At 24.8% G+C, this 14381-nt stretch carries 15 protein-coding genes and 1 pseudogene; all 16 read right to left on the bottom strand.

All coding sequences use genetic code 4. The annotated features are described in order from the left end of the window. Positions 1 to 241: 241 nt before the first annotated feature. Positions 242 to 376 (bottom strand): annotated as a pseudogene (locus tag ACQH20_RS04550) (peptide-methionine (R)-S-oxide reductase); the annotation flags it as partial. Between the two features lie 135 nt (positions 377 to 511). Further along, entirely contained in the window at positions 512 to 1456 is a 945-nt protein-coding gene (locus tag ACQH20_RS04545; protein ID WP_425376675.1) for an IS30 family transposase, read from the bottom strand. Positions 1457 to 1683: 227 nt separating this feature from the next. After that, positions 1684 to 2058 (bottom strand): hypothetical protein, encoded by a 375-nt coding sequence (locus ACQH20_RS04540; protein ID WP_425376674.1) that lies wholly within the window; start codon positions 2056 to 2058, stop codon positions 1684 to 1686. A 3-nt stretch (positions 2059 to 2061) separates the two neighbouring features. Next, positions 2062 to 2652, bottom strand: coding sequence for a hypothetical protein (locus tag ACQH20_RS04535; protein ID WP_425376673.1), 591 nt, complete (start codon positions 2650 to 2652; stop codon positions 2062 to 2064). Positions 2653 to 2725: 73 nt separating this feature from the next. After that, positions 2726 to 3718, bottom strand: a complete 993-nt coding sequence (locus ACQH20_RS04530; RefSeq protein WP_425376672.1) for a lipoate--protein ligase — start codon at positions 3716 to 3718, stop codon at positions 2726 to 2728. A gap of 7 nt (positions 3719 to 3725) precedes the next feature. Then, positions 3726 to 4862: an alpha/beta hydrolase gene (locus ACQH20_RS04525; protein WP_425376671.1), complete on the bottom strand. Its 1137-nt coding sequence runs from the start codon at positions 4860 to 4862 to the stop codon at positions 3726 to 3728. Between the two features lie 39 nt (positions 4863 to 4901). Beyond that, positions 4902 to 6404, bottom strand: coding sequence for an FAD-dependent oxidoreductase (locus tag ACQH20_RS04520; RefSeq protein ID WP_339039970.1), 1503 nt, complete (start codon positions 6402 to 6404; stop codon positions 4902 to 4904). Positions 6405 to 6540: 136 nt separating this feature from the next. After that, complete coding sequence (locus tag ACQH20_RS04515; protein ID WP_252319741.1) at positions 6541 to 6678, bottom strand: hypothetical protein; 138 nt, start codon at positions 6676 to 6678, stop codon at positions 6541 to 6543. A 200-nt stretch (positions 6679 to 6878) separates the two neighbouring features. Next, complete coding sequence (locus ACQH20_RS04510; RefSeq protein WP_425376670.1) at positions 6879 to 8132, bottom strand: acetate kinase; 1254 nt, start codon at positions 8130 to 8132, stop codon at positions 6879 to 6881. Positions 8133 to 8150: 18 nt separating this feature from the next. After that, complete coding sequence (gene pta, locus ACQH20_RS04505) at positions 8151 to 9143, bottom strand: phosphate acetyltransferase (protein ID WP_425376669.1); 993 nt, start codon at positions 9141 to 9143, stop codon at positions 8151 to 8153. Positions 9144 to 9166: 23 nt separating this feature from the next. Next, positions 9167 to 9895 carry a UMP kinase gene (pyrH, locus tag ACQH20_RS04500; RefSeq protein WP_174481596.1) on the bottom strand — a complete coding sequence of 243 codons (729 nt, stop codon included), beginning with the start codon at positions 9893 to 9895 and terminating at the stop codon, positions 9167 to 9169. 63 nt (positions 9896 to 9958) lie between these two features. Further along, entirely contained in the window at positions 9959 to 10540 is a 582-nt protein-coding gene (locus tag ACQH20_RS04495) for a hypothetical protein (protein ID WP_425376668.1), read from the bottom strand. 20 nt (positions 10541 to 10560) lie between these two features. Beyond that, positions 10561 to 11439 (bottom strand): translation elongation factor Ts, encoded by an 879-nt coding sequence (gene tsf / locus ACQH20_RS04490; RefSeq protein WP_425376667.1) that lies wholly within the window; start codon positions 11437 to 11439, stop codon positions 10561 to 10563. Positions 11440 to 11454: 15 nt separating this feature from the next. Next, positions 11455 to 12231, bottom strand: a complete 777-nt coding sequence (gene rpsB / locus ACQH20_RS04485) for a 30S ribosomal protein S2 (protein WP_425376666.1) — start codon at positions 12229 to 12231, stop codon at positions 11455 to 11457. A 343-nt stretch (positions 12232 to 12574) separates the two neighbouring features. Then, positions 12575 to 13519: an IS30 family transposase gene (locus ACQH20_RS04480; RefSeq protein WP_425376665.1), complete on the bottom strand. Its 945-nt coding sequence runs from the start codon at positions 13517 to 13519 to the stop codon at positions 12575 to 12577. A gap of 130 nt (positions 13520 to 13649) precedes the next feature. Continuing rightward, positions 13650 to 14309, bottom strand: coding sequence for a hypothetical protein (locus ACQH20_RS04475; RefSeq protein WP_425376664.1), 660 nt, complete (start codon positions 14307 to 14309; stop codon positions 13650 to 13652). Positions 14310 to 14381: the final 72 nt, after the last annotated feature.

The raw sequence follows: 14381 nt of genomic DNA, 5'->3' as shown, positions 1-14381 counted from the left end.
TGTACTAAAATATTAATTTATCTCCGGTTTTATTAATATACTATTTTTTTTATTTCCTATTATCATGTAAAAATGAAAAATATATTCTAACAATAAACAAAACAGAAAAAATAATTTAAATCATAATATCATTGTTTATTTATTTTTTACAACATAAAGTCCTAATTTTATTAGGACTTTATAATAAAATTTATAATCATAAAACATTATCAAGATAATAAATATACAATAAAAAATATTTTTATTTAATGTAAGATAAATATTCTTCATATCCTTCTGTAATCATTTCTGATAACGGAATAAAACGTAAAGCTGCTGAATTAATACAATAGCGTAAACCGCCTTCTTTTTGTGGACCATCCTTAATACTTATTCCATAATTAAAAATTTTAATTGTCAACTATATTTTTAAATTAAAATTAAAATGATATTATTAATTAAAAAAGGTAGTAGTGAATATGACTTTTGAAAACCTGAATTGTAAATATAAATGGGACAAATGGGACAGTTTTTAAAATAATTGTATTAAGTCTATTGGGCTTTTATAAGATAGTGATTTTCTGGGTGTAGAATTAATTTGAAATGCTATAGCATTTAAGTCTTTTTGTTTATATAAAGATAGATCTGTAGATTTTGGTAAATATCTTCTTAAAATACCATTATTATTTTCATTTAAACCTCTTTGACAAGGTTTGCCAGGATCTGCAAAATAAATCTTAACATTGCAAATTTTTTCGATTAATTTTCATTTACTAAATTCTTTACCACGATCAAAAGTAATAGTTTTAACTGTTCCTTTTTGTAACTTTGAAATAAATTTTATTATACTTTTTGTAATATTTTCTGCTTTATGATTTTTAGAAACTAAAGGAATTGTGGTTTTTGATCATATATCAGCTAAAGTAATAATAGAACTTTTATGATCTTTACCAATGATAGTATCACCCTCTAAATGACCAAATTCTTGTATATTTTTAATATTAGGAATGATTAAATTTCTTTCATGAATAGATTTACAATTATTAATTCGTCCTCTAGTTTCTTTTCGTTTATGAGGTTTATTTTTTCCTTTTCTCAATAAGTTATTTTCATCAAAACCCATTCGATTTGTTTTAAACATGTTATATAAAGTTTTTGTTGAAATACTTTTTATTTTATTTTCCTTTAAAAAATTAGCAATTATATCAAGCGCATAATTTTTAGTAATTAACAAATAATTAATAGTATTAATTTCTGTTAAAGTTAAAATTATTAATTTTCTACCTGCATTTTGCTTCTTTTTTTGAATTTGATTCAATATTTCTAATGGTAATAAGTTTTGATTTAATAATCTGCAAACTCTATGTACAGTTGATTTACTATAATCAACAGCTTTTGCTATTTTACGAATTGAAAATTCATAACTTTTATATTCTTTTATTGCTATTATTGATTCAATAGTCAGATACTTATACATTGTGCTAATTCCTTTCTTTTCTTAATTATAGAATTAACACAATTTAATTTTTATATAAATGTCCTTTTTAATTTTACATTTCAGGAAATAAAGCCTTTAAAATAAAAAAAATAAGTAAAAACTTATTTTTAGAATTTAAATTATTATTAAATTAATAGTAAAATACTATTAATAATTTTTGTATTTTAAATATAAATTTATATTTAAACTATTTTTTCAAAAAAATATTAATTTTTATAATTAATAACACTAAATAATTTAAAAAATTTTATTGACAATCGATTAATTTTAATTACGGAATAAGTCTTAAATTCAATTGGTGTACGATTAAATACTCAATGTTCAGTGGTTACATAAACCATATCTCTTAATGTTTCTTTAATTAATTCATCTTTAAAACTATCAAAGGGAAATTTAGATAAAATAAAACCAAGATAAGCATTAATATCATTTTGAGCACGAATAGCAAAAGTTTTAAATCAATCATTAACAATTGGTAATGTTTTTATATATTGTTGTGGAGTTTCTGTAATTTTTCCAGTTAATGGATATCAGTTATTATAATTTTCTAGACTGACACCAGTTCAAAGTTTATTAATCATAATTTATCATTCCTTAAAAAATGCTTTTTTATAATGTTTAGTTTTTGTTTTAGTTTTTCTATGTGATATATGAATAATTTCTTTTTGTAATTTTTTCTTACCTTTTTCTACAACTTGACTATATGCAAATTTTTCTAAATGATGTAATAATCCTGTACCAAATAAAGTATTAACTGAAAATTTTAAACCAACACTTTTAAATGATTTATTAATATTTTCAATAGGGTTATTAATAACATTTACTACTTTATGATAAGTTCTTACGATTCTAAATATTTCTCTGTATACTTTAAAACTATCTCTAATTATTTGTTGTACCACTGGTGGAGCAAATGCTATTGCTTTTAATCATTTATTATGATTAACACCATAACCAATGTATCAACCACTATATCAACGATATCAATGAAATGGATGTATTTGAGTAACAAAAGTTTCTGTTTTAAGAATACTATCAACAACTGTAATGGGTTTATACTTAGGATTACGATGATAAATAGTAATTGCACATTTATCTAATGATAATGGTTGAATTTTACAACCCATAAATACTGGGGAATTTAATGGAATTAATTTTTCGGGACTTTCCAGCAATCTGTGTAACTTAGTGATTTTACAACTAAAATTTATTTAAAAAACACAGTTTTTAGGAAAGTCCCAAATTTCATTATTTTATGATACTTTTTATGATTTCTTCAGCAAGAAAATTTTCACCAAAAATTTCGTTAATATTAGCATTTTCAATGATATTAGTAATAGTTGTTACATTATATTTTTGTTTTTCTAGTTTTTTTTCTAAACTAGTAGTACCTGCTGACCCTAGGAAATCACCATATATTTTAATATTTTCAATAATTCCTGCCTTAACATTCATTCAAACGTGAATAGTTCCTTTACTAGGAAAAAGTGTTTTATGTTTTAAATCAAAATCTGGAGATTTACCATAAACTCAATCTCAAGTTCGATATTTAGTATTTGCTAATGATTCAATATCAGCAATCATTTTTTCAGAAAATTCCATAATCTTTGTATTTTTTGTACTTTTTAATTGTTCAATAATTAAATTTTGAAATTCTTCAATTGTTATTGGTGGATTTAATAATGGTAAAATATTTGTTACTCGTGCTTGTACTGATTTAATACCTTTTGATTTTAATTTATCCAAATCAGTTTTTAATACTTTTGGTAACATTTGCATATCAACATTAAAAAGAATAGTACCATGATGTAAAATTCGATTTTTATATGTATATTGGGCATTACCCGATATTTTTTTATCATCAACTAAAATATCATTTTTACCACTAAATTGAGCATTTAAACCTAGATTTTGTAAAACATTAACTATTGGTTTTGTAAAAAGACCATAATTACGAGCATTATCTTTATTTTTATCAAGAATAAAAGTAAAATTTAAATTTCCTAAATCTTGATAAACAGCTCCACCACCAGATAATCTTCGTACAACATTAACTTTTTTTGTTCTCACATATTCATTATTAATTTCTTCAATTGTATTTTGGTTTCTACCAACAACAATAGTATTATTATTTTGTCATAATAATAAGATTTCATCAGTTATATAAGGATTAGTAATCAAATATTCTTCGGCTGCTAAATTAAAATATGGGTCTTTGCTATTATTAATATAATAAATCATTATTAATTTAATCTCCTTTATCTTCGGTTTTAAAATTTGTTCATTTATTAACAAATTTTAAAGTAGTTTTGCAATATGTATCATAATCGGTAGTGACGGCTCTTATATGTTTAGCAGATGGCATAATTAATAATTCACTTATTGTTTCTTCTTCATAATTTATTTTCTCTTCATACATTTTTTGTGCCATTGTTGCTGGTACAGTTTCATCATCATTACCATGAATAAATAATACAGGAATTGAAGAACAATATTTTAATTTATTAATAGGATCAATACTATTAATATTAATTTTATCTTTTAACCTAAAGAAAAATTTAACACCATAATAAAATCAAAATCAATGAAGGTTAAAGTATTGTTTACCCATAATTTTAATAATATGACTAAAACTATCAAATCCACAATCAGAAATTGCACATTTAACACCAAATTTACCAGTATCAAATCGAGATATTGTTTCCAAAACAGTACTGGCACCCATACTATTACCAATTAAAGTAATATTAGGAGGTTGTTTAAAATCTGTTTCTGCTAAATAATTATTAAGACTTAAAATAACAGCATATAAATCATCTGCTTCTTTATTACCAAAAGTAATTGCATCATGGATATTATTACTACCATGACCTCTTGTATCATAAGTAACAATACTATATCCCTGTTCATAAAAATGTTTAACTAAATATAAAATGCTATAGCGATTTTGTTGTCAACCATGAGTTGCAATTATTCATTTATGATTCTTATTAGATTGATGATTATTAATGAAAAAAGCTGATAACAAGCGATTATCATAAGTAGTTATAGTCATATCTTGTGCTTCCATCATATCCCAATTACTATCATCAATCATTAGTTGTAGAGAATTTTGTAATTCCATATCTCGATTATAAAAACTCAAAGTATTGAGATCAATTTTAGCAAAATTTGGATTAGTACTTCGTCCAATTCGTTGAAAATTTTCCATAACATTTCGCATCATCAAACCAATAAAAAAATTAGTAATTAAAAAAGGAATAATCCATAATGGAAAAGTAAATATCAAAATAATTTTTAATCATCAAGCAATTTTATATTTACTTTCTTTAACTGGTAAAGTCATTCTTGCTCTAAGTTTTAAATATTTTTCATTACTAACCATTATATTTTATTCCTCTCAAAATTAATTTGATAAGGTAATCTATTTTTTCTTACCTTTTAAATATGGATCTGGATATGTAACATCTTCTTTTGTTAAAATTCCTGTTGCTAAAAGTGCTGCCGCAGTAACAAAGTTATAAGGCTTATTAAAGTGTGGTAAGAAATACATATCAATTAATGGAATTTCATCAATAGTAACCTTTTTCAATATTGCTAATGAAAACATTGCAATTGTTTCTGTATGATCATGAGTTGAACCAATTTCAGCTCCAACAATACGACGAGAACTCTTTTCTCATATAATTTTAATTTTTACTTCATGATTTTCACTCATAAAAGGGGGAAACACTGTATCTTGATAAAAATATGCTTCTACATTATTAGATCCTAAAATTGCTTTTGCAGAAACTTCTGATAAACCAGTAGCACATAGTTTTCAACCAAAAACAGCAATTGCATTTGTTCCTTGAACACCAGGAAAGGCGATTCTTGTTTTAGGATCTGTTTTTGCAACATTTAATCCAGCAATTAAACCACTACGTACAGCATTAGTTGCTAAGGCAATATTAACATTTTTATTTCAAGCATTTGAACGAATATTAATACAATCACCAATTGCATAAACATTAGGATCTGAAGTTTGAAAATATTCATTAACTTCAATTGCACCACGGGGATCTAAACTAAGTTGAACTTTACCATTCTCATCTTTCAAGATAGCAGTATTTGGTAAGAAACCAACAGCCATAATTACTAAATCAGCTTTATATGTTCCTTTATTAGTTTTTACTTCACTCACTTTATCATCTTTAATAATAAATTCTTGTAAAGTTTCTCCTAATTGTAATTTTACTCCTACTTTTTTCATATCTGCTTCAACATCATTTGTAAATTCTTCATCATAATAACGAGGCATAATACGATTTTCAAAATCAATTAAAGTAACTTCTTTTTTATCTTTATAAAAAGCTTCCACTAATTCAATACCAATATAACCTGCACCAATTACTACTACTTTTTTTACTTCTGGTTTACTCAAATCAGAAATAATTTCTTGAGCATGTTGGTATAGTTTTGATAAATGAATGCCATTTGTTAATTTAACACCATTTAAAGTATCTTTAACAACTACGCCATCTTTATGAGCAATTAAACCAGGAATTTCTTTACCACCTGGATTTAAGATTGGTCATGAACCAATCCCTAATACTAACTTATCATAACTTTCAGTAAATACTTCATTAGTATCTAAATTTTTAATAGTAACAATTTTAGCTTTACTATCATATTTAATCATTTCATGTTTTTCTTTAATTTTAACACCTAATGCTCTTAACTTTTCAATTGTGGCATAAAATAATCCTTTTGGATCAGTAAATTCTTTACCAACTCAAAGCGCAATTCCACATCCTAAAAATGAAATATTATCATTACGATCATATGCTACTACTTCACTATTTGGATTAGACCTCATAATTGCCTTTAGTGCTGTTGTTCCGGCATGATTAACACCTATAACAACTATCTTTTGTTTTCTTTCCATGCTAAAATCCTCTCTTACTTATTACTTTTTTTCAATTTCTTTTATTGTGTAATCACAAATACAAATATATATTATTTTATCACTTTTTATTTAATAGTTACAACTCTTTCTTTCGGTAGACAATATACCATTCATTTTAAAAACCTAAAATTGCAATTGGTCAATTTCCATCATGATAATTATCTTTATTACTTTCTTCTTTTCAATCACGACAAGTAACCCTACTACGACTTGATGATGACTTCTTAGTTAATTTATTAATTTCATTTATCATATTTTTATCAAAATTTTTATATTGATTTTCCTCACTAATTTTATGATTTTTTTTCTTTAATGTATTTAAATTCCATACTTTTTTCTCCTTGAATCTTTAAAGTATTTATTTTTAATTAAAATTTGATAATTATTAAGTATTTTCACTTAATTTAAACATTATATATCAAAATAAAAAACCTTAATATTTTTTTTTATTTTTTAAATATTTTTTAATAAATTATATGTATCTTGACAAATCATTAATTCTTCATTTGTTCTAATTTTAAAAATAGGAACTTCTGATTGTTTATCACTAATTTCTAAGTAATCATTATACTTATCATTATTTTTATTAGTTACTAATTTTAAAGTAAACACTTTAATTTCCTCAATAACTAATTGACGAATAATTGCAGAATTTTCGCCAATACCTGCAGTAAATACTAATGCATCAATATTACTATCTAAGTCATTACCATATTGAACAATATAATTAGCAATTCTTTGCACAAACATTTTTATTGCTAATTGTGATTGTAAATGATACTTATGGTTTTTATCATTACTACTTGCAAGAACATCACGTAAATCAGAAGAATGTCCACTAATTCCTAATAAACCCGAACTTTTATTTAAATCATTAGTAACGGTTTCAATAGTTGCTTCTGCTTTAACATTAGACATATAACCATGAATAGAAGGGTCAATGATACCACTTCTAGAACCCATAATTAAACCATCTAACGGTGTTAATCCCATGCTAGTATTAAAACTTTTACCATTTTTAATAGCACAAATACTAGCACCATTACCTAAATGACAAATAATAGCATTAATCTTATCTTTTGGTTTATTTAAAATATTAGTTAATTTATCTAAAATATAACGATAACTAGTACCATGAAATCCATATCTTCTTACCTCATATGTTTTATATCAATCATATGGAACTGAGTAAAGATATTTTTCTTCAGGAATAGTACTATGAAATGAAGTATCAAATACTGCCACATGTTTAGCATGTGGAACTAATTTTTGAAAAGATGATAATCCTTTTAAAACTGGTGGATTATGTAATGGTGCTAAAGGAATACATGCTTTGATACCAGCAATGACTTTCTCATCAATAACAATTGAGTTATTAAATTTTTGACCACCGTGAACCATACGATGACCAATTCGTTTAATATCATCAAAATTATTAATGACCTTATACTCAATTAATGCATCAATTACTGTTTGCGCTCCTATAACATGATCAGCAATATCTTTTGTTACTTCATGTTTAATAAAGTTATCACCATTAGCAATTTCAATAATAAAATTACTATTTTTAATAGCTATCCTTTCAACTAAGCCTTTACAAAGAATAGTAAAATGAGGTTGTTTATCATTATTAATAGCATTAAAAAGTTGAAATTTAATAGAACTACTTCCGGCATTAATAACTAAAATTTTATTTTGTTCTGACATATTTGTTTTATCTCCTTATTAATTTTTAATTAATGTTTGAATAGCAGTGATCAATGCTGTGTAATAAATGTCATCAATAGTAGCACCACGAGAAAGATCATTAACTGGCTGATTTAAACCCAAAACAATAGGACCAATAGCTTTATAATGACCTAATCTTTGGGCAATTTTATAACCAATATTAGCAGCATCTAAAGTTGGGAAAATAAATGCATTACAATGATTTTTAATTGTTAATTCTGGGAATTTTTTATTTCGCACTTCTTGATCTCAAGCAGCATCAAATTGAATTGGTCCTGCTACTTGCACGTTTTTTAATTTTAATTGTTGAACAAAGTTAGTAGCATTACGTACTTTATCAACACTTTCACCACTACCACTAGTATTAGTAGAATAAGATAACATTGCTAATTTAATTGGATTAAATTCTAAAAGTTCACCAAAGTGAATTGTAGATTTTGCAATATCTGCTAATTGTTCAGCTGTTGGATCTAAATTAATTGAACCATCACTAAATAAAAATATTTCTTCATTTTTATTCATAATAAATGTACTTGAAACAGTTTTAGTACCTGCTTTTGGTCCAATAATTTGCAAAGCTGGACGTAAAATATCAGCAGTAGTAAAAGTAATACCACCAACAAAACCATTAACCTCTTTATTATTTAATAACATCATTCCATAGTAATTACGACTTAATACCAATTTATTAGCTGCTGCTAAAGTTAAACCCTTTGCTTTTCTTAATTCATATAATTGATTAGTAAAATTTGTTACTTGATTTTCTTCAATAGATAATGTTTTAATATTAGAATTTTTAATATTACTAGGAATTTCTTTATCATTATTAAATAATAAAACCGGTGTAATAAAATTTTTAACAGGTGAATTATCATTAATAATTTTTAAAGCTACTGCCTGTACTTTTTCATTATCTCCTTCTGGAAATAAAATTCTGATTGGTGTTTTGCTTTTTTGTAAAATAGATAAAATAAAATCTAATAGTTTCATATTATCTTCTCTCCTTTAATTTGTTAATTTTGATTGCTAATAATAGTTGCAATTGCTTTATTTTGTACTGCTTTAATGATATTGTTTTCAACCTTAATATCAAATACCATAATTTTCAAGTTAGCTTCCATGCACATCGTTGAAGCAGTTAAATCCATTACTTTTAATTGTTTATTAGTAATATCTTGATATGATAAATGTGAATAACGAATAGCATTTTTGTTAATGTTTGGATCTTTATCATAAACACCATCAACGCCATTTTTTGCCATTAATAATATATCCGCATTAATTTCAGTAGCACGAAGTGCTGCTGCAGTATCCGTTGTAAAGTATGGTGAACCAGTACCACCAGCAAAAATACAAACATAGCCTTTTTCAAAACTACTAATAGCTTTTTTGTAATAAAAAGGTTCAGCAACTTGATTAATCTCTAATGATGTTTGCACAATAACTTTTACGTTAAGCGCTTTTAACTTTGATTCAATTACCAAAGCATTCATAATAGTCGCTAACATTCCCATATAATCAGCATTAATTCTTTTTAAACCAATCTTTTCTCCTTGTTTAGCACCACGTCAAATATTACCACCGCCAATTACTAAACCAACTTCTACCTTTGCCTTAACTAGGGTTTGAATTTGTTGACAAACATTATCAATACTTTCATTATTATATAATTCATTACTACCATCACCTAAAGCTTCACCACTAATTTTTAATAATATTCGTTTATATTTAAATTGTTCCATTTTTGATCATCCTCCTTAAATTTAATATTATAAAAAGCCACAGATTGCTTTGTGGCTTCTTATTTATTTACTGTTATCACTAGATAATGAATCATTATTTGCGCTTTCAGCGACAGTTTCTAATTCAACGTTAGCAATAACTTTTTGTGCTAAATGATCTTTAACAAAAAGTTGTGCTTGTGGAGTAATAATTGTTAAACGTTTTTTATTTTTTTTAATACCCTGTTCATAAACAATTTTTAAAACATTTTTCTTTTGTTCCAATGCAACAATTTTACTAGTATTAACGCTTTGTCCAAAGAAATAAATATTATGTTCATCAACTGCGATACCAAAATCAAAACTAAAAATATATGCTAATCCTAACATGATAACTAAAAATATATACTCTACTATTAATAAAGTTAAAAAAGCAGGATCAGATTTAATATATTCTGGTTCAAATGTTCAAACTTGCATTCCAATTGGAACAATCGAGATAACTAAACCAATTACACCAACTATTAATGTTGCTACTAATAATTTTAAATTCAAAAATTTAATAGTTGTTTTTGGTTTATTAAAACTATATCATTCTCAACCAAGAATAACTAATAATAATATAAACATTACTAATGCAAAATAATATATAATTTGAAAATTCACTTTATTTACCTCCTAAATGTTTATTTGGCAGAACTATCAATTTTTTCACCTAATTGATAACGTATCATAGCTATAATTGTAGCATGATTTTTAGTTAAATACTCTTTAACCTTAATTGTATTATCTTTAATATAAAGTTGATCAACAATAGTTAATTCAGATAATACTTTTTCAAAACGACCTCTTATAATATTTTCAAGAATATTATCAGGACGTTTTTTTGCTTTCAATTTTTCTTCTTCTTTTGTTTTTTCACTAATAATTGATAATTCTTTATCACGAACTGTTGCAGGTATGTGATCAATGTCAATGTATTTAGCATCTGCTGATACTAATTGCATAGCAACATTATTTGGAATATCACTTTCCTTATCAACACCTTTGATAATAACTAAACCACTATATTTACCACCACCATGGATATATGAACCAAAAACTTCATCACTATTTTTACTTAAATATTGAAAACGATTTAAAACAATATTTTCACCTAATTTAGCGATAGCAAATCTTATCTCATCATTTAAACTTTCACTACTTCCATCAGCTTTTAACATTAAAGCTTCTTCAATAGTTTTAGGTTGATGTTTTAAAATTGTTTCTAAAATCTTAGTAAATAAATCATTAAAATCTTCTAAATCAGCAACTTGTTCAGTTTGACAATTTAATTCACCAATAATTGCATTATTACCACTAATAACAACTTTAGTAACCCCTTCAGTAGCTTTATTAATACTTTTTTTCTCTGCTTTTGCTAAACCTTTAATTTTTAATAGGGAAAGTGCTGCTTCAAAAATATTATTTTTTTCCATCAAAGCTTCTTTACAATCAGTAATTGGTAAATCGGTTGTATCTCTTAATCTTTTCAATAATTTAACATCTACTTTAACTTCTGACATATAAACTATTCTCCTTTATTCTTTATTTTTTTCAATTACATTTTCAGTTTTATTTTCATCAACACTAATAGTTTCTTCTACTACTATTTCTTTTTTATCAATAACTGGTTTTACACTTTGTCCTTCATTAATAGCTTCAGCAATTTTCTTTGTAATTAAAGTAATTGATTTTGTAGCATCATCATTACCAGGAATAATATAATCAATATTATCTGGATTTGAATTACTATCACAAATCGCAATAATTTTGATACCAAGTTTAACTGCTTCTTCGACAGCAATTTTATTAGTAATAGTATCAGTAACAAAAATAGCTTCTGGTAATTTATACATATTTCTAATACCACCAAGATTACGTTCTAAACGTGCTTTTTCTTTAATTAATAGCATTTGCTCTTTTTTTGTTAAAAGTTTAATTTCTCCACTTTTTTCTTTATTTTCAATATCAATTAACTTTTTAATACTTGATTTAATAGTTTTAAAATTAGTTAAATTACCACCTAATCAACGTTCTGTTACATAAGGTGAATTACAACTAATTGCAAGTTCTTGCACAGCTTCTTTGGCTTGTTTTTTTGTACCTACAAATAAAACTTTTCCACCATTTTCACTAGTTTCTTTAACAAAGTGACAAGCTTCATCTAATTTACGCATTGATTTTTGTAAATCAATAATATGAATACCATTTCTTTGACCAAAAATATATTTACGCATCTTTGGATCTCATCTTTTAGTTTGGTGACCAAACTGAACTCCCGCTTCAAGGAGTTGTTCACGTGTTACAACTGACATATTGTCTCCTTCTAATTTGTTTTTCTTCCATTTATTTCTAACATTGGCCACTTTTTAATTAAAAAGCACTAGGCAATGAATTCACAAATGTGTTGCTTATTTTTATTAAATTAAGCCTGTATATTTTAGCATATTTTTTATATTTTAAACAAATTATTTTTAAACATAAAAATAGAATTGTATTTTAATAAACTATATTATAAAAATATTTTTTAGTTTTCTTAAAAAAATAATACCAATAAAAACACACAATATATTATAAAAATAAAAAGTAAATTACACATATAAAATATTCATTTATGATCTTGAATTGTAAATATAAAAGGGACAAATGGGACAGTTTTTAAAATAATTGTATTAAGTCTATTGGGCTTTTATAAGATAGTGATTTTCTGGGTGTAGAATTAATTTGAAATGCTATAGCATTTAAGTCTTTTTGTTTATATAAAGATAGATCTGTAGATTTTGGTAAATATCTTCTTAAAATACCATTATTATTTTCATTTAAACCTCTTTGACAAGGTTTGCCAGGATCTGCAAAATAAATCTTAACATTGCAAATTTTTTCGATTAATTTTCATTTACTAAATTCTTTACCACGATCAAAAGTAATAGTTTTAACTGTTCCTTTTTGTAACTTTGAAATAAATTTTATTATACTTTTTGTAATATTTTCTGCTTTATGATTTTTAGAAACTAAAGGAATTGTGGTTTTTGATCATATATCAGCTAAAGTAATAATAGAACTTTTATGATCTTTACCAATGATAGTATCAACCTCTAAATGACCAAATTCTTGTATATTTTTAATATTAGGAATGATTAAATTTCTTTCATGAATAGATTTACAATTATTAATTCGTCCTCTAGTTTCTTTTCGTTTATGAGGTTTATTTTTTCCTTTTCTCAATAAGTTATTTTCATCAAAACCCATTCGATTTGTTTTAAACATGTTATATAAAGTTTTTGTTGAAATACTTTTTATTTTATTTTCCTTTAAAAAATTAGCAATTATATCAAGCGCATAATTTTTAGTAATTAACAAATAATTAATAGTATTAATTTCTGTTAAAGTTAAAATTATTAATTTTCTACCTGCATTTTGCTTCTTTTTTTGAATTTGATTCAATATTTCTAATGGTAATAAGTTTTGATTTAATAATCTGCAAACTCTATGTACAGTTGATTTACTATAATCAACAGCTTTTGCTATTTTACGAATTGAAAATTCATAACTTTTATATTCTTTTATTGCTATTATTGATTCAATAGTCAGATACTTATACATTGTGCTAATTCCTTTCTTTTCTTAATTATAGAATTAACACAATTTAATTTTTATATAAATGTCCTTTTTAATTTTACAATTCAGGAAATAAAAAAGTAAAAGAAGATATATAATTATCTTCTTTTAAAAATTATATAGTTTTTTTAGCAGCAGTTTTTAATAGATTACCTGTGATTAAAGCTGTTAGTTGATCAAAAAACTGATTTGGATTATCAATATGATTATCAATAGTTCCTCATTCTTGGCCAACAGTTATTAGTTTACCTTTATTAACAATAAAAACAATTGGTAAAGCTTTAAATGCTCTTTCTTTATCAACAGGATTTTGAATTTCCTTGACACCTGAATCAGCAACAGGTGCTGAACTATTATCAGAAATTTTATGGTCAAGTAGTCAATGATAAATTTGTTGTTGTCAACTAATTTTTTTATCATTTCAAAATTGATTAACAATATCACTACTATCCTTGCCATAAGGAGATTTTTCATAAATTTTAATATCAATAGTCCCATTAGTAGTAACACTGTTTATTTCAATTTTCTTTTCTGTTAATCAGTTATCTCATTTACTTGGTACATTATTATTTGTGATTTGCATTGTGTGTAAAGCGTCAATAATTTGCTTAGAAAGTGGATTATTAGCAGCACCAAGTATGCCAAAAAAAGCATGCCCACTATTAACATCACTAATAAATTCTTGATATTTTGAATCATCTGTACAAGCACTAACTTGTAAACTAGTTGTTGTGCCTATTATTAAGGCTGCTATTAGTCCAAATTTTTTACGCATTTATTTTCATCACCTTCAATATAATATCATAAAGTTATATGAGTAATAAATTAATAATTAAATATAACGTAC

Origin of the sequence: Spiroplasma endosymbiont of Aleiodes alternator (assembly GCF_964031135.1) — a bacterium.
Classification (GTDB): domain Bacteria; phylum Bacillota_I; class Bacilli_A; order Mycoplasmatales; family VBWQ01; genus Spiroplasma_E.
Note: the sequence above shows the minus strand (reverse complement) of the source record. Positions and strands in the feature narration are given on the sequence as shown.